18 protein-coding genes are annotated in these 15,315 nt (G+C 66.3%); 12 read left to right on the top strand and 6 right to left on the bottom strand.

The features are described from left to right. Positions 1 to 312 precede the first annotated feature (312 nt). The 8 genes from gap (at position 313) to ASF49_RS18035 (ending at position 7,582) form a co-directional block, all read left to right on the top strand. A complete protein-coding gene (gene gap, locus ASF49_RS18070) occupies positions 313 to 1,320 on the top strand; it encodes a type I glyceraldehyde-3-phosphate dehydrogenase (RefSeq protein WP_056476152.1) in 1,008 nt (335 codons plus the stop codon). Positions 1,321 to 1,391: 71 nt separating this feature from the next. Further along, on the top strand, positions 1,392 to 1,859 hold the full coding sequence (locus ASF49_RS18065) for a hypothetical protein (RefSeq protein ID WP_056476149.1): 468 nt from the start codon (positions 1,392 to 1,394) through the stop codon (positions 1,857 to 1,859). Positions 1,860 to 1,896: 37 nt separating this feature from the next. Next, positions 1,897 to 3,099 carry a phosphoglycerate kinase gene (locus tag ASF49_RS18060; RefSeq protein ID WP_056476146.1) on the top strand — a complete coding sequence of 401 codons (1,203 nt, stop codon included), beginning with the start codon at positions 1,897 to 1,899 and terminating at the stop codon, positions 3,097 to 3,099. Positions 3,100 to 3,297: 198 nt separating this feature from the next. Beyond that, on the top strand, positions 3,298 to 4,371 hold the full coding sequence (fba, locus tag ASF49_RS18055; RefSeq protein ID WP_056476143.1) for a class II fructose-bisphosphate aldolase: 1,074 nt from the start codon (positions 3,298 to 3,300) through the stop codon (positions 4,369 to 4,371). Positions 4,372 to 4,390: 19 nt separating this feature from the next. Continuing rightward, positions 4,391 to 5,053, top strand: a complete 663-nt coding sequence (locus tag ASF49_RS18050) for a thiamine phosphate synthase (RefSeq protein WP_056476140.1) — start codon at positions 4,391 to 4,393, stop codon at positions 5,051 to 5,053. Next, complete coding sequence (locus tag ASF49_RS18045; protein WP_056476137.1) at positions 5,050 to 6,075, top strand: tetratricopeptide repeat protein; 1,026 nt, start codon at positions 5,050 to 5,052, stop codon at positions 6,073 to 6,075. Before ASF49_RS18050 ends, ASF49_RS18045 begins: the two co-directional genes overlap by 4 nt. A 116-nt stretch (positions 6,076 to 6,191) precedes the next feature. Then, positions 6,192 to 6,986, top strand: a complete 795-nt coding sequence (locus ASF49_RS18040; RefSeq protein WP_056476134.1) for an inositol monophosphatase family protein — start codon at positions 6,192 to 6,194, stop codon at positions 6,984 to 6,986. 50 nt (positions 6,987 to 7,036) lie between these two features. Then, a complete protein-coding gene (locus ASF49_RS18035; protein WP_056476132.1) occupies positions 7,037 to 7,582 on the top strand; it encodes an adenine phosphoribosyltransferase in 546 nt (181 codons plus the stop codon). Positions 7,583 to 7,631: 49 nt separating this feature from the next. Here ASF49_RS18035 and purQ read toward each other — a convergent pair whose 3' ends face one another. The 5 genes from purQ to ASF49_RS18010 form a co-directional block, all read right to left on the bottom strand. Next, positions 7,632 to 8,312 carry a phosphoribosylformylglycinamidine synthase subunit PurQ gene (gene purQ / locus ASF49_RS18030; protein WP_056476129.1) on the bottom strand — a complete coding sequence of 227 codons (681 nt, stop codon included), beginning with the start codon at positions 8,310 to 8,312 and terminating at the stop codon, positions 7,632 to 7,634. Then, entirely contained in the window at positions 8,312 to 8,551 is a 240-nt protein-coding gene (gene purS, locus ASF49_RS18025) for a phosphoribosylformylglycinamidine synthase subunit PurS (protein WP_056476127.1), read from the bottom strand. Before purS ends, purQ begins: the two co-directional genes overlap by 1 nt. A 116-nt stretch (positions 8,552 to 8,667) precedes the next feature. Next, entirely contained in the window at positions 8,668 to 8,904 is a 237-nt protein-coding gene (locus ASF49_RS18020) for a hypothetical protein (RefSeq protein ID WP_056476124.1), read from the bottom strand. A gap of 119 nt (positions 8,905 to 9,023) precedes the next feature. After that, positions 9,024 to 9,626 (bottom strand): ActR/PrrA/RegA family redox response regulator transcription factor, encoded by a 603-nt coding sequence (locus ASF49_RS18015; RefSeq protein WP_056476121.1) that lies wholly within the window; start codon positions 9,624 to 9,626, stop codon positions 9,024 to 9,026. A gap of 54 nt (positions 9,627 to 9,680) precedes the next feature. Continuing rightward, positions 9,681 to 11,066 (bottom strand): ActS/PrrB/RegB family redox-sensitive histidine kinase, encoded by a 1,386-nt coding sequence (locus ASF49_RS18010; protein WP_056476119.1) that lies wholly within the window; start codon positions 11,064 to 11,066, stop codon positions 9,681 to 9,683. Positions 11,067 to 11,256: 190 nt separating this feature from the next. On the opposite strand from ASF49_RS18010, the gene ASF49_RS18005 reads away from it, so the two are divergent. Both ASF49_RS18005 and ASF49_RS18000 read left to right on the top strand, forming a co-directional pair. Further along, positions 11,257 to 12,558: a polyhydroxyalkanoate depolymerase gene (locus ASF49_RS18005; protein ID WP_056476115.1), complete on the top strand. Its 1,302-nt coding sequence runs from the start codon at positions 11,257 to 11,259 to the stop codon at positions 12,556 to 12,558. A gap of 56 nt (positions 12,559 to 12,614) precedes the next feature. Beyond that, positions 12,615 to 13,349: a M48 family metallopeptidase gene (locus ASF49_RS18000; protein ID WP_056476112.1), complete on the top strand. Its 735-nt coding sequence runs from the start codon at positions 12,615 to 12,617 to the stop codon at positions 13,347 to 13,349. Between the two features lie 7 nt (positions 13,350 to 13,356). On the opposite strand, the gene ASF49_RS17995 is transcribed toward ASF49_RS18000, so the two are convergent. After that, the gene (locus ASF49_RS17995) at positions 13,357 to 13,734 is read right to left on the bottom strand and encodes a hypothetical protein (RefSeq protein WP_056476110.1); all 378 of its coding nucleotides are present in this window, start codon (positions 13,732 to 13,734) and stop codon (positions 13,357 to 13,359) included. Positions 13,735 to 13,926: 192 nt separating this feature from the next. Between ASF49_RS17995 and ASF49_RS17990 the strand changes: the two genes are divergently transcribed. Beyond that, on the top strand, positions 13,927 to 14,457 hold the full coding sequence (locus ASF49_RS17990; protein WP_243214670.1) for an invasion associated locus B family protein: 531 nt from the start codon (positions 13,927 to 13,929) through the stop codon (positions 14,455 to 14,457). Between the two features lie 55 nt (positions 14,458 to 14,512). Beyond that, positions 14,513 to 15,175 (top strand): hypothetical protein, encoded by a 663-nt coding sequence (locus ASF49_RS17985; protein WP_243214668.1) that lies wholly within the window; start codon positions 14,513 to 14,515, stop codon positions 15,173 to 15,175. Positions 15,176 to 15,315 lie beyond the last annotated feature (140 nt).

The following is a 15,315-nucleotide window of genomic DNA, read 5'->3' as shown; positions in this document are numbered from 1 at the left end:
TAACCTTTGCCGCGATTTGTCACCATGTTAGAGACCGCCCGCCCGCAGACCGGCTATACGGCAACCCGTGACGCGATCAGGCGAGAGGACAGGCCCCTGTCCGCCAACTTGGTCAGCGTCGCGCCGCGCGCTTCCTTCCGGTCTTCGGCTGCGATCGCGCGCCCGGGCCTGCGCGGCAGTTCATCTGTCGTTCAATCGGGACTCGCACAGAGCGGGCAACAGATCGAGGCCTGCCCGTCGGGCACGCCGCGACGATCATCATGCTGGAGGGTGCTGCGTGGCCGGCGCCTGATTATGGGAAGGACTCACGCTGTGTCGGTGAAGGTTGCCATCAACGGGTTCGGACGCATCGGTCGCAACGTCCTGCGCGCCATCCACGAGGCCGGCCGCAAGGACATCGAGGTGGTGGCGATCAACGACCTCGGCCCGGTCGAGACCAACGCCCATCTCCTGCGCTTCGATTCGATCCACGGCCGCTTCAACGCCAAGGTCGAGGTCGACGGCGAATTCATCGTTGTCGACGGCCAACGCATCAAGGTCACGGCCGTGCGCAATCCGGCCGAGCTGCCCCATCGCGAGCTCGGTGTCGACATCGCCCTCGAGTGCACCGGAATCTTCACGTCGAAGGACAAGGCCAAGGCCCACCTTGACGCCGGCGCCAAGCGCGTCATCGTCTCGGCCCCTGCCGACGGAGCCGACCTGACGGTGGTCTACGGCGTCAACCACGACAAGTTGACCGCCGACCACCTCGTCATCTCGAACGCCTCCTGCACCACCAACTGCCTCGTGCCGGTGGCCAAGGTGCTGAACGATCTCGTCGGGATCGAGCGCGGCTTCATGACGACGATCCACTCCTACACCAACGACCAGCCCTCGCTGGACCAAATGCACAAGGATCTCTACCGGGCCCGTGCCGCTGCACTCTCGATGATCCCGACATCCACCGGCGCGGCCAAGGCTGTCGGCCTGGTGCTGCCGGAGCTGAAGGGCAAGCTCGACGGCACCTCGATCCGTGTACCGACCCCCAACGTGTCGGCTGTCGATCTCGTCTTCACGGCCAAGCGCCAGACCACAGTCGAGGAGATCAACAACGCGATCCGTGCCGCCGCCGACGGTCCGCTCAAGGGCGTGCTGGCCTACACCGATCAGCCCAACGTCTCGATCGACTTCAACCACGACCCCCACTCGTCGACCTTCCATCTCGACCAGACCAAGGTCATGGACGGCACCTTCGTGCGCATCCTGTCGTGGTACGACAACGAATGGGGCTTCTCGAACCGCATGGCCGACACGGCCGTGGCCATGGGCAAGCTGCTCTGAGCCGCTTCACCGACTTCTGACGGTTCGAAGGTTCCCGAAGACCACGCGACGACCAGCATGGTGTGCCTGACATGACAGAGACCTCCCCCACCGGACGCGACTTCATTCCAGGCACTTCAGCACCCCCGTCGCCGGCGCCCGCGCCGGCTACGGCCCCCGCCGGTTCGGTTCCGGCAGATCCGGTCTTGATCGGCAAGGCCGCACCTCTCCCGGCGCACGGCAACGGACCGAGTAGCGATCAGCTGGCCCGGATCGAGGACAAGTGTTCGCGGATCGAGGACAAGTATGCGCGCTCCGAGGCATTGCTGTCCCGCGTCGAGGAGAAGGTCGAAGGTGCCGCCGGCCGCATGAACGAGGCAGCCCGCCAGAGCGACCTCTCCGCCCTCCGCAGCGAAGTCCGTGCCATCGCCGACCGCACTCGCGGTCTTCCCGGCTCCGGTGCTCTCGTGCTCACCGCGATCATCACTGCAGTCCTCACGGTCGCACTGACAATCGCCGCTCAGCGCTTCCACCTGGATGCGATGCTGCCGCCGCGCTGATCCAGACTCGTCCCGCCCGACCAGAGCCAAGGCCCCGATGACCGCTTTCCGCACCCTCGACGATGCCGGCCCGCTTCAGGGCAAGCGCGTGCTCCTTCGCGTGGACCTGAACGTACCGATGGAGGGTGAACGCGTCACCGACGCCACCCGTATCGAGCGGATCGTGCCGACGATCGCCGAGATCGCCGACAAGGGCGGCCGCGTGGTGCTGCTGGCGCATTTTGGGCGTCCGAAAGGAAAGCCCGTCGCGTCCGAGTCGCTGAAGCCTGTCGTGGAGACCTTGAGCCGGAAGCTCGGCCTCTCGGTCGCCTTTGCCGAGGATTGCGTCGGCCCGGCCGCGGCCGATGCCGTCGCGCGCCTGAAGGACGGAGACGTCCTCCTCCTCGAGAACACCCGCTTCCATGCCGGCGAGGAGAAGAACGACAAGGTCTTCACCGAGCAGCTGGCCGTGAACGGCGACCTCTACGTCAACGAGGCGTTTTCGGCCGCGCATCGGGCGCACGCCTCGACGGAAGGGCTTGCCCACCTGCTGCCCGCTTTTGCCGGTCGATTGATGCAGGCCGAACTCGACGCCCTGACCAAGGGCCTGGAAGCCCCGACTCGTCCGGTCATCGCCCTCGTCGGCGGTGCCAAGGTCTCCTCGAAGATCGACCTCCTTCAGAACCTCGTCGCGAAAGTCGACATGCTCGTCATCGGCGGCGGCATGGCCAATACCTTCCTGCACGCGCAGGGCAAGACTGTCGGCAAATCGCTCTGCGAGAAGGACCTTGCCGATACCGCCCTGCGCATCGTCGAGGCGGCCAAGGCGGCCAAGTGCCGGATCATCCTGCCGGTCGACGCGGTCTCGGCCTCCGAGTTCAAGGCGAACGCAGCGTACCAGACGGTGTCGGTCGATGCCGTGCCGGACGGCGGCATGATCCTCGATGCCGGCCCTGCCTCGGTGGCCGAGATCAATGCAGCCATCGACGAGGCCGCGACCCTGGTCTGGAACGGTCCGCTCGGCGCCTTCGAGTTGACGCCATTCGATGCCGCCACCGTGGCGGCGGCCCAGCATGCGGCCGAGCGGACCAAGGCCGGTAAGCTCGTCTCGGTGGCTGGTGGCGGCGACACGGTGGCGGCCCTGAACCATGCGGGCGTGGGCGAGACCTTCTCCTACGTCTCCACGGCCGGCGGAGCATTCCTCGAATGGCTCGAGGGCAAGGAACTGCCCGGCGTCGAGGCCCTGCGCGCCAAGGGCTGACCGCAGTCGCGACGCGGTGAAATCCGGGAGGACGGCCTACGTCCTCCGACACCGCGCCGCGTCCCCGGATTGCTGTCCTGCGAGAGTTGCAACGGACCGGCAAAGATCCGAAAAGACGAACGAAATCGGAAGGATTGCGCCCCCTGGCGCGTCGGTTGGCGGATCGCCTTCGCGGCATTCGTATCTGAGGAGAAACCCATGGCCCGCATCACCCTGAGGCAGCTCCTGGATCATGCCGCCGAGCATGAGTACGGCGTGCCCGCGTTCAACCTGAACAACATGGAGCAGGGCCTCGCCATCATGGCGGCGGCGGATGCGGCCGACTCTCCGGTGATCTTGCAGGCGAGCAAGGGCGCGCGCGCCTACGCCAACGACATCGTACTGGCCAAGCTCATCGACGGCCTCGTGGAGATCTATCCCCACATCCCGGTATGCATGCACCTCGACCATGGCAGCGATGAAGCCACCTGCGCCACCGCCATCCAGTACGGCTTCACCTCGGTGATGATGGACGGATCGCTCAAGGCGGACGGCAAGACCCCTGCCGACTACAACTACAACGTCGAGATCACCCGCAACGTCACCAAGATGGCCCATTGGGCCGGCGTTTCGGTCGAGGGCGAACTCGGCGTACTTGGGTCTCTGGAGAGCGGTCAGGGCGAGGCCGAGGACGGCCACGGTGCCGAGGGCGTGCTTAGCCACGACCAGCTCCTCACCGATCCCGACGAGGCCGTGAAGTTCGTCGAGGCCACCAAGGTCGACGCCCTCGCCGTCGCCATGGGCACCTCGCACGGCGCCTACAAGTTCACGCGCAAGCCTGACGGCGACGTCTTGGCGATGAACGTGATCGAGGAGATCCACCGCCGCCTGCCCACGACCCACCTCGTGATGCACGGCTCCTCGTCGGTGCCGCAGGACCTCCAGGACATCATCAACCGGTACGGCGGCGAGATGAAGCCGACCTGGGGCGTGCCGGTCGAGGAGATCCAGCGCGGCATCAAGCACGGTGTGCGCAAAATCAACATTGACACCGACAACCGGATGGCGATGACCGGTCAGATCCGGAAGATCCTCGCCGAGAACAAGGCCGAGTTCGATCCGCGTAAGTACCTGAAGCCCGCCATGGAAGCGATGACCAAGCTCTGCAGGCAGCGCTTCGAAGAGTTTGGCACCGCTGGCCAGGGTTCCAAGATCCGCCCGGTTTCCGTGGCCACCATGGCCAAGCGCTACGCCAATGGCTCTCTCGATCCGAAGATCGGCGCTGCGAGCTGAGGCGTCTGAAGGACACCGTATGTCGGAACCCCGCACCCGCCTCGCTCTGCTCAGTCCCCACCAGGTCGAGGCCGGTGACGCCGAAGCGCTCGCCGCCGCGATCACCGCCGCCTGCATGGCCGGCGATGTCGCCGCCGTCATCCTACGCCTAGCCCCGGCCGACGAACGCAGCCTCGTCAATTTGGTCAAGCGTCTGGCGCCGGTGGCTCAGGATGCGGGTGCCGCTATGGTCGTCGCCTGCTCAGGCTTTGCCGGCGACCTTGTCAGCGTCTCGGCGCGCGGCGGGGCCGACGGGATTCACTTGGACAAGGCGCGAGACGGTGATCTGCGTGATCTGCGTGAGCGCCTCGCCGACGGACGCATCCTCGGCGCAGGTGGGCACGAGCAGAAGCACGCGGCCATGGAGGCCGGCGAGGCCGGTGTCGACTACGTGATGTTCGGCGGTCTCTACGCTGACGGCATGGCGCCGGATGCCGAGACGGTGCTAGACCGGGCCGGCTGGTGGACTGAGATCTTCGAGACACCCTGCATCGCTGTCGCGCATGCAACGGATCAGGTCGGTCCGCTCCTGGCCACGGGCGCCGAGTTCCTCGGGCTGGAAAGTACCCTCTGGATCGGCGAGACCGCCGACGTCGGCGCCATCCAGATGCAGGTGGCCGCCGTCCGGGAGGCGACCGCGTGAGAGTGGCGCTCAGCCTCACGGCGCTGATCTTCGGTCTCGGCGAGGTTTACGCTGCGTCGTCGCTGTCGCCGGAAGCGGCGAAGCCCGCGACACGCGAGGTGTTCTCGGCACCCCTTAAGGAACTGCCGACACCCTACTCCCCGAATGCCATGCGGTCCGTGCCCTTCATGGCGAAGCCCAGCGACAAGCCGGCGGATACGGCCTTCGGCGCCTACCAGCGCGGTCAGTACACGACTGCATTCCGCGAGGCGACGAAGCGGATCGCGGCCGATCCGAAGGATGCGGCGGCGATGACGCTGCTGGGCGAACTCTACAATCAGGGTCTCGGCCTCAAGCAGGACCCGGTGAAGGCAGCCGAATGGTACCGCCTCGCAGCTGCGCAGGGCGACGTGCACGCGATGGCGTCGCTCGGCCTGATGTCCATCGACGGGCGTGGGGGCGCCAAGGACATGAAAGCCGGGCGGCAATGGCTGGAGAAAGCCGCCGAGAAGGGGGACACGACCGCAGCCTACAACCTTGCGCTGATCCTCCTGGGCACCGGCACCGACCCGGATCAGGCCCGGGCCGCCACCCTGTTCCGCAAGGCGGCCGACGGTGAGATCGGCGCCGCACAGCACGATCTCGGGGTCCTCTACCTGCAGGGTCGCGGCGTGACCAAGGATTCGACCCAGGCCGCCGAATGGTTCCGGCGGGCGGCGGATAACGGCGATCTGGCCGGCGAGGTCGAGTTCGCCATCCTTCTCTTCAACGGCACCGGCCTGCCGAAGGATGAGACGCGCGCCGCGCGCTACTTCCAGCACGCCGCTGCTCGTGGGAACGCCATCGCTCAGAATCGGATCGCGCGACTGTTCGTGGTTGGGCGCGGCGTTCAGAAGAACTTGGTTGAGGCGGCGGCCTGGAATCTCGCTGCCTCGGCGCAGGGATTGTCGGACCCCTGGCTCGACGAAAACCTGAAGGGTCTGGAGCCGACGGAGCGCCAGCGCGCCGAGGCTCTTGCGGCCGATCGCGCGAAGGTCAATTAGCAGCCCGTAGGGCAGACCCGCATTCGACAGGGGTGAGCCGGCGCGCAAACGTGCTATGGCCGCGCCGGATGTTTCTCGAACCAACGTTCTTTGAATCGGCCTGGACCTGAAGATCGATGATCAGCTCACCCCTCATGACCGTCATGGTCGACGCCGTGCGCAAGGCGGCCCGCGGCCTCAAGCGCGATTACGGCGAGATCGAGAACCTGCAGGTCTCCCGTAAGGGTCCCGGAAACTTCGTCTCCGCAGCCGACCGCAAGGCCGAGGAAGTCCTGAAGGATGCGTTGATGAAGGCGCGGCCAGGCTATGGGCTCATCCTGGAGGAATCCGGCAACGTCGAGGGGGCGGACAAGAGCCACACCTGGCACGTCGATCCTCTCGACGGTACCACGAACTTCCTTCACGGTATCCCGCACTTCGCCATCTCGGTCGGTCTGGAGCGCGAGGGCCAGATCGTCGCCGGCGTGATCTACGATCCGGCCAAGGACGAGCTCTTCGTCGCCGAGCGCGGCAAAGGTGCCTACCTGAACAACCGCCGCCTTCGCGTCTCCGGGCGGACCGATATGGCCGATGCCCTGGTCGCCTACGGCTCGCCCTATCTCGGCCGAGGCGATCACCCGAAGCTCCTGCGCGAGGTCGCCGCCGTGATGGCCGTAACAGGAGGTGCCCGCCGCTTCGGCTCGGCCGCTCTCGACCTCGCTTACGTGGCCTGCGGTCGCTCCGACCTCTACTGGGAGCGCGATCTGCAGACCTGGGACATCGCTGCGGGAATCATCCTGGTGCGCGAGGCTGGCGGCTTCGTCACCAGTGCCGATGGCGGTGCCGAGCCATTGGCCGCCCGGTCGGTGGCCTGCGGCAACGAAGTCCTGCATGGTGAACTCGTGAAGCTCCTGCGCCGCGCCAACGCCTGAGGGGGACCGAGTCCTCCTCGCTTCCACTCTCCTCGACAAGGGCCGCCCGTATGGAAACCCGCCGCCACATCGCGTTGAAGGACTCGATCCGGTCGATCCCGGATTACCCGAAACCCGGGATCGTCTTTCGTGACATCACAACGCTGCTGAGCGACCCGCGCGCGTTCCGTCGCGCGGTCGACGCGCTGGTTCACCCTTATGCAGGCGGCCGGATCGATCAGGTGGCGGGCATCGAGGCGCGGGGTTTCATCCTCGGCGGCGCGGTAGCGCACCAGCTCTCCTCCGGCTTCGTGCCGATTCGGAAGAAGGGCAAGCTGCCGCACAAGACCGTGTCGATCGCCTACGCGCTCGAATACGGCACCGATGAGATGGAAATTCACGTCGACGCGATCAAGCCGGGCGACCGTGTGCTTGTCGTGGACGACCTGATCGCCACCGGCGGCACGGCCTGCGCGGCCGTGAATCTGCTGCGCCGGATCGGAGCCGAGGTGGTGGCGGCTTGCTTCGTCATCGACCTGCCGGAGATCGGCGGCGCACAGAAGCTGCGCGACCTCGATGTACCGGTCCGGACCTTGATGGAATTCGACGGGCACTGAGGCCCGATCCGTCGTTCCCCAACCACGGAACGACGGACGCGGCGGCAAGCTAGGCGGCGAGGCTCGTGAACAGGCCTAGTCCGTCCGTTCCACCGACGAGATCCTCTACGAAGTTCTCCGGATGCGGCATCAGGCCGAGGACGTTGAGCTTTTCGGAGTAGATGCCCGCGATGGAGTTCAGCGAGCCGTTGCGGTTCGCATCGACCGTCAGCTTCCCGTCGGCGTCGGAGTAGCGGAACGCCACCCGACCATCGCCCTCGAGGCGCGCGATGATGCCTGGATCGGCGAAGTAGTTGCCCTCACCATGGGCCACGCAGACGTCGATGACCTGATTCTTGGTATAGGCGGAGGTGAATCTTGTATCGGCGCGCTCCACGCGTAGCAGTTGGCGATGGCAAATGAAGCGCCGATCGACATTCCGCATCAGGACACCGGGCAGCAGACCCGATTCGCACAGGATCTGAAAGCCATTGCAAATGCCCAGAACCAAGCCGCCGCGAGCGGCGTGGGCCCGAACCGCGTCCATAGCGGCCGCACGCCCCGCGATGGCGCCACACCGCAGGTAGTCGCCATACGAGAACCCACCCGGGAGAACAGCCAAATCGGTTCCTGCAGGCAACTCGGTGTCCGCGTGCCAGACCTTTACGACCTCGGCACCCGACTGGGTCAAAGCCCGGGCGACATCCCCGTCGCGGTTGGAGCCAGGAAAGACAACGATGGCGGCACGCATCAGGCGATCTCGATGGCGTAGTTTTCGACGACGGTGTTGGCGAGCAGCTTCTTGCAGGCGCTCTTCAATGTCGCCTCGGCCGCCGCCCGATCCGCGCCCGCAATCTCCACGTCGAAGACTTTGCCCTGGCGCACGCTGTCGATGCCGGCCAGGCCGAACGACGTCAGGGCTGCCTCGATCGCCTTACCCTGCGGGTCCAGCACGCCGGTCTTCAGGGTGACGATGATGCGTGCTTTCATGAATCTGGACTCGTCTGCTGTCGGGGCACACTGCGGATAATCGGGAAACGCCGGGCAAGCAACGCGAAACGGCCCCCGAGGGGGCCGCTCATAATCCCCGGAACGATAGTTTTCGCTCAGCGTGCGCTCGGGTCCGTCTCGCGCAACGGCTCGATGCTGGTGGCGCGACGCCAGAGTTGAAGCATCACCCAGGCCGCGAAAAGGCTGAACAGGGCCATGAGCACGTGGCCGACCGTGTCGCCGAGGTCGAACAGACCGGCGAGGGCCCAACCCGCCGCGATGGCGACCGCAAAGACCTCCGTGCCGACGAGCACCATCATGCTCAAAATGGTAATGAGATTCCGCGTATTCACTGCAGTGTCGCCCCGCTACGGCCTCGCACGGGAGTAGACCCGGCGCCAAGATGGATGCGGGCTGACGTAGCGCGAACCGGACCGGTCGCGCAACGCCGCCCGCGTCTTCTTGTCGAAGCTCAGCGCGGCGCGCGCTTGGCGAGGATGCGCTGAAGCGTACGTCGATGCATGTTCAGGCGGCGTGCCGTCTCCGAGACATTGCGTCCGCAGAGTTCATAGACCCGCTGGATGTGCTCCCAGCGCACGCGGTCCGCGGACATTGGGTTTTCCGGCGGGTCGGCCCGCTCGCCCGGTTGCGCCATCAGGGTGCCGTGGATCTCATCGGCATCGGCTGGCTTGGCGAGGTAATCGAAGGCGCCGAGCTTCACAGCCGTGACCGCCGTTGCGATATTGCCGTAGCCGGTCAGGATGACGCCGCGCGCGTCGGGCCGGCGCTCCTTGAGACGCGCGATCACGTCGAGGCCATTTCCATCCCCGAGGCGCATGTCGATCACAGCGAAGGCGGGCGGGCGTACATCCACCATCGAGACGCCCTCGGCGACGCTCTCGGCAACCTGTACCTCGTAACCGCGCATCTCCATGGCACGGGCAAGTCGGGTCGAGAACGGCTTGTCGTCGTCGACGATCAGCAGCGAGCGATCGCTGAAAGCGGCCAGGGGGTCGTTGTCGGCAAGCTGAGCGATGTCGGCACCCGGCGCCGTTGTTCCAGTTTGCGTCAGCATCCGACGCTCCTCCGTAGTTTTCGAGTGATCCTCGATAGGGTTTTGGTCTGCGCCTCATATAGGTGTCGCACCGGTCTCCGTCAGGGGTTGCCCACGACTCAATTGCGCATGATCGACCGTCAGCGCGCCCCGCTCGAAGATGTGACGGGCCCAACTGATCCTTACGACGGCACCCGTCGTCTCGTGTTGTGAGACGTTCGACAACGTCAACTGCGCGCCGGAGCGTTCGATCAGGGTCTTCGCGATAAAAAGACCAAGCCCGAGGCCCGCTCCGGTGCTGTCAGGGCTTCGCGAGCGATCCGGGCTTCGGGTCGTTACGTAGGGCTCGCCAGCGCGGAGGAGAACTTCGCTGGAGAAGCCCGGTCCGTCGTCCCGGATCTCGAGCCACACCCGCTCCAGGGTCCAACGTGCCTCGATGATCACGCGGTCCGTCGCGAAGTCGACGGCGTTGTCGACAATGTTGGCGAGCCCGAACATGACGCCTGGGTTGCGTCGGCAGGCCGGCTCGGGACCTTCACCCCTGTTCGAGACGTCGAGGATGATGCCCAGGGCGCGCTGAGGTTCGACCAATTCCTCGACGAGGTGGCTGAGGCTGACCGTCTGCAGAAATCCGGCCTCGTCGCTGTCGAGCGATGTCAGCTTCGAGAGGATGCCGCGGCAGCGGTCGACCTGATCGCGCAGAAGCGCCAGATCTTCCCTCACGGAGGGGCTCGCGGTGGTCGCCAGCTGACGCGTCAGTTCCTTCGTCACCACCATAATCGTGCCGAGTGGCGTACCGAGTTCGTGAGCGGCAGCGGCGGCGAGGCCGTCGAGCTGCGACAGGTGCTGCTCGCGCGCCAGCACGAGTTCCGTGGCGGCAAGGGCCTGCGCGAGCTGGCGCGTCTCCTCCGCGACCTTCCAGGCGTAGACGCCGGTGAAGGCGGTGCCGAGCAGGATCGCGGTCCAGATGCCTGATATATACAGGAACGGCAGTTCCAGCCGTCCGTCGGCGAACCAGGGTAGGGGACGGTGGACCAAGGCGAGCAGGGTCGCGAGGCCGATCGCCAGGAGCCCCAACGCTAGAGTCCGCTCGGGCGGGAGAGCGGTCGCTGAGATCAGCACCGGGGCGAGGAACAGCAGCGAGAACGGGTTCTGTAATCCACCTGTGAGGAACAGCAGGGCGGCGAGCTGGACGATGTCGAAGGCGAGGAGCAGGGCCGCGGAGTCGTCGCTCAAGCGGTAGCTCGCGGGAAACCGAATGCGCAGCGCGAGATTCAGCCAGGACGAGGTGGCGATCACGAGGAAGCACCAGCCGAAGGGCAGTGGCAGCCCCAACCCGAACTGCGCCCCGACGACAGCCGCGCTCTGCCCGGTGATCGCGAGCCATCGCAGCCGCACGAAGGTGTCGAGACGCAGGTGCCGTGCGTCGCGGACGAAGCCGTTGGTGCTCATGTCGATCATGTCAGGAAAACGATAGGGCCCGGCTGTCTCGCGTCTATCCCTTGGGCCACCGTCATGCGCTCCTGCCGCTGACGCTCTTGCGCTAAATCGTTCCGACCGAATCCGCCGGGATCAATCTGGACGGCGTCCGGCAGGATGCGCATTTTTTGAGGCTCGGACCAATTATAGCCGGCGCAAGGGGGATTTGTCCGTGAACTTGTCTTATCTCTGGTACGAGGCCGCCCGCCTGATGACGACGCCGGCGCGCCTCGTTGCGGATGTTGCGAAGCACAGCCTGCTGAACCCTGCCAACCCACTCGCTTACACGCCCTATGCCCGCTCGATGGCGGCGGCCTGCGAGATGTTCGAGCGGGTGACCAGACGCTACGGCAAGCCCACCTTCGGCTTCTCCAGCACCACCGTTGATGGAACGAACGTACCGGTAAGTGAGCGTGTCGTGTGGGAGCGCTCCTTCTGCCGCGTCATCACCTTCGACCGGGGTTTCGTGCGCGGCCCCGCAGAGCCGCAGCCCAAGCTCCTCATCGTCGCGCCGATGTCGGGTCACTACGCCACGCTTCTGCGCGGTACCGTGGAAGCCATGCTTCCGGACCATCAGGTCTTCATCACCGATTGGGCCGACGCCCGCATGGTGTCGATCGGAGCCGGGCGGTTCGATCTCGATTCCTACATCGACTACCTCATCGACATGTTCCGCGACCTCGGTCCGGATCTCCATGTCATGGCCGTGTGTCAGCCGGCCGTACCGGTGCTCGCTGCGATCGCCGTGATGGAGGCGCAGGGCTATGCGCCGGTGCCGCGCTCGATGACGCTGATGGGCGGTCCCATCGACACCCGGCGCTCGCCCACCGCGGTGAACTGCCTGGCGCAGGAGCGTGGAACCGCTTGGTTCGAGCGCAACTGCATCACCACGGTTCCTGCCGGCTATCCGGGCGTATGGCGCAGCGTCTATCCCGGCTTCTTTCAGCTCTCAGGCTTCATGGCGATGAACCTGGACCGCCACGTCAACGCGCATGCCGAGATGTTCGACCATCTTGTTCGGGGAGACGGTGATTCGGCGGAGAGGCACCGCGAGTTCTATGACGAGTACCTCGCCGTGATGGACCTCACGGCCGAGTTCTATCTGCAGACAGTGCAGACGGTCTTCGTCGATCACGCCTTGCCGAAAGGGACGATGATTCATCGGGGTGCCCGCGTCGATCTCGGTGCGCTCCGTACCTGCGCCATCCTCGCGATCGAGGGTGAGAATGACGACATCTCCGGGGTTGGACAGACGCAGGCCGCCCTGGATCTCACGCCGAACCTTCCATCCGAGCGGAAAGCCTATCACCTGCAGAAGGGAGTCGGGCATTACGGCGTCTTCAACGGTTCGCGCTACCGCACCATCATCGCGCCTCGGATCGCCGCCTTCGTCCGCGAGATGGCGGATTCCGACCGCGACTGGGCGGCGATCCGGCAGCAGCCCGAAGCGGATCGGCTCGGATCGCCCCCCTGAGGATGAGGGCGCGCGGATCGATGGCGAAGGCGCGCGACAGCGGTTAAGCTGGTCTCATGCGTTTGGCATTGCTGCGCGGGGCGGACCCGGATCACCTCGACATCGTGCATGAGGGCGAGACTCTTCGCGTCCTGTTGCGTCGCCGGCCGGCCGCGCGCCGCCTGACCCTTCGCGTCTCCAGCGCCACCGGCGACGTGGTGATGACCCTTCCGACACGGACTTCGGTCGGCGTCGCCCGGACGTTCGCAATCAGCCACGGTGGTTGGATCGCGGCGCGCCTGGCGCGGATGCCCGAGCGCGTGCTGTTCGTGGCTGATGCCCTGCTCCCGATCCGAGGCGTTCCGCACAGAATCGTGCATCGCGAGCGCCGCAGCGGGATCGCCCGGCTCGAGATCCTGGCAGACGAGCCCGTTCTGTCGGTCGCCTGTGACGCACCGCACATCGCCCGACGGGTGACAGAGTTCCTTCAGCGCGAGGCGCGACGCGATCTGACCGAGGCCGTAGCCCGCTACACCGAGAAGTTGGGCCAGGGGCCGACCCGCATCACTTTACGCGACACCCGGAGTCGCTGGGGCTCCTGCACGGTTCGTGGCGAGCTAAACTTCTCCTGGCGGCTGATCCTCGCCCCATCGCTGGTGCTCGACTACCTCGTCGCTCACGAGATGGGCCATCTTCGCGAGATGAACCACTCGTCACGGTTCTGGTCCCTTGTCGGCTCGCTCTGCCCGCACGTGGACGAGGCCGAGCGGTGGCTGAAACGCAACGGCGCCAGCCTACACAGGTACGGCTGACGGTCCCTTAGCCGCGGACGCGAAGAGCCCGGCTGCGCTCGACCTGCTCCGCCGGCCAAGTCGGACGCGGGTCGACGTCGCCTGGGTTCAGCGTGCGCGGCGCGACGCTGTCACAGATCTCGCGCTGGCGCAGGATCACCGGCTGGCCGAACTCGTCGCGGCGGCGAATGATGCCGCCGTCGCGGCAGAAACCTGCGAGTTCGGCAGAGCTTCCGCCACGGCGGCCGCCGGGTGTGTGCGCTATGGGTCGATGCTCGACAACGAGGGGGCCGTCCCGGTTGAGGGAGCGCTCGATGTAGGTCGTCTCGCCCACCGGCAGGGGTTCGGCGGCAACCGGTCCCGCGATGACGAGGGTAGCGATGAGGAGTGGGGCGCGCAGTCGCATGGATCGGTCCGTTGGCGGGCAAGCGTGGCGGTCAGCACTAGAGGCTGTACGCGCGGCGCGATAGTCGGTTCCCGAAGGCCGGCCTTCGCTTGACATTCGATGGCCCAGCATGGTCGGAACACCCGAGTTTTCCGTTAACGGTTCGCGGGGCGGCGAGCCATGCGAAAGGGTCGTCGCGTGGGGTTTCGAGGAATGGTGCAGCGTGCACGCGGCCTGGTCGCCCGGGGTGTCGCGGCGGGCCTGCTCGGTGGAGCGATCCTGTTCGCCGGCCTGGGTCCCGACGAGGCAGCGGCTCAGGGCATGGTTCGCAACACCTTTGGCGACTGGCAGCTCCGCTGCGAGACCCCGGCGGGCGCCAAGGCCGAGCAGTGCGCCCTGGTGCAGTACCTCGCGGCCGAAGACCGGCCGAACCTCACCCTGGTCGTCATCGTGCTGAAGACGGCCGACAATCGCGGCTATCTCCTGCGCGTGGTCGCGCCCCTCGGCGTCCTGCTGCCCTCGGGCCTCGGCCTCAAGATCGACAAGACCGATGTCGGCCGGGCCGGCTTCGTCCGCTGCCTCACGACGGGCTGCGTTGCCGAGGTCGTGATGGATGAGGGGCTCATCAAGCAGTTCAGCGGCGGCGCCCAGGCGACCTTCATCGTCTTCCAGACACCGGAGGAAGGCGTCGGCATTCCGCTGTCGATGAAGGGATTCGGGCAGGGATTCGACAGCCTGAAGTGACGGGCGCCGCAGGACGCGGATGGGACCGATGATGCGAAGAGAGCGGGATCTCGGCATGGATCTGGGCAAGGTGAAGGGGTGGCGGCGGTTCGGATTGGTGCTGGCGACGGCCCTCGCGGCGAGCGCTCTCGGGACCGGCGGCACCTTTGCGGAAGAGGGCAACTTTTTCACGAACATGCTGAAATACGGCGGTACCACTGTGCCGCCCTCGCAGCCCGCCGACACCGATCCGCCCTACTGCCCGACCGTGGCGGTGCCCGAAGGCGGCGCGGCGATCCAGTCCTATGCGGGCCGGGCCGGCGACAGCACCAGCCTCCGCCATCAGGTCACCATCGGGCGCCTCGCCAGGGAATGCGCCAAGATTCAGGACGGCTCCGTGTCGGTGAAGGTCGGCGTCGAAGGACAGGTTCTGCTTGGGCCGGCCGGCAAGGCGGGCCGCTTCGATGCGCCGGTCACGATCAGCATCAAGGCGGGGGACAAGGTCGTCGTGTCGCGCGTTCACCGGGTGTCGGTCGCGGTGGCGTCGGGAGCGGCCCAGGGCCTGTTCTCCTTCGTCGAGGACAATCTCCTCGTCCCGGCGGCAATGTCCCGAGACTACGACATCGAGGTCCGGCTCGGGGGGGCGCCACCGAAGGCCGCGCCGCGCAAGAAGAAGCCCGCACTGGCCAACACCTCGGAGGACCGCGTCGCGGCACCGGTCACGGATGCGGCCGAGTGAACGTTGAGCCTGTGCGGGTGACGTCCTGACCGCATCCGGACGCGCCGTCGCCTTCGCCCTCGAAGCGACCGACGATCCGCTGTTCGACCGGCGGCTGCGGCTGGCCGAGACCGCGCGTGGATGCTGGATTGTCCTGATCT

The organism is Methylobacterium sp. Leaf104 (assembly GCF_001422885.1).
Lineage (GTDB): Bacteria > Pseudomonadota > Alphaproteobacteria > Rhizobiales > Beijerinckiaceae > Methylobacterium.
Note: the sequence above shows the minus strand (reverse complement) of the source record. Positions and strands in the feature narration are given on the sequence as shown.

Bases quoted from the DNA above. Each gene is read 5' to 3' on its own strand.
- ASF49_RS18065 (WP_056476149.1), top strand. From the start codon at position 1,392: ATGACAGAGACCTCCCCCACCGGACGCGACTTCATTCCAGGCACTTCA.
- ASF49_RS18060 (WP_056476146.1), top strand. From the start codon at position 1,897: ATGACCGCTTTCCGCACCCTCGACGATGCCGGCCCGCTTCAGGGCAAG.
- fba (WP_056476143.1), top strand. From the start codon at position 3,298: ATGGCCCGCATCACCCTGAGGCAGCTCCTGGATCATGCCGCCGAGCAT.
- ASF49_RS18050 (WP_056476140.1), top strand. From the start codon at position 4,391: ATGTCGGAACCCCGCACCCGCCTCGCTCTGCTCAGTCCCCACCAGGTC.
- ASF49_RS18040 (WP_056476134.1), top strand. From the start codon at position 6,192: ATGATCAGCTCACCCCTCATGACCGTCATGGTCGACGCCGTGCGCAAG.
- ASF49_RS18035 (WP_056476132.1), top strand. From the start codon at position 7,037: ATGGAAACCCGCCGCCACATCGCGTTGAAGGACTCGATCCGGTCGATC.
- purQ (WP_056476129.1), bottom strand. From the start codon at position 8,312: ATGCGTGCCGCCATCGTTGTCTTTCCTGGCTCCAACCGCGACGGGGAT.
- purS (WP_056476127.1), bottom strand. From the start codon at position 8,551: ATGAAAGCACGCATCATCGTCACCCTGAAGACCGGCGTGCTGGACCCG.
- ASF49_RS18015 (WP_056476121.1), bottom strand. From the start codon at position 9,626: ATGCTGACGCAAACTGGAACAACGGCGCCGGGTGCCGACATCGCTCAG.
- ASF49_RS18010 (WP_056476119.1), bottom strand. From the start codon at position 11,066: ATGATCGACATGAGCACCAACGGCTTCGTCCGCGACGCACGGCACCTG.
- ASF49_RS18000 (WP_056476112.1), top strand. From the start codon at position 12,615: ATGCGTTTGGCATTGCTGCGCGGGGCGGACCCGGATCACCTCGACATC.
- ASF49_RS17995 (WP_056476110.1), bottom strand. From the start codon at position 13,734: ATGCGACTGCGCGCCCCACTCCTCATCGCTACCCTCGTCATCGCGGGA.
- ASF49_RS17990 (WP_243214670.1), top strand. From the start codon at position 13,927: ATGGTGCAGCGTGCACGCGGCCTGGTCGCCCGGGGTGTCGCGGCGGGC.
- ASF49_RS17985 (WP_243214668.1), top strand. From the start codon at position 14,513: ATGGATCTGGGCAAGGTGAAGGGGTGGCGGCGGTTCGGATTGGTGCTG.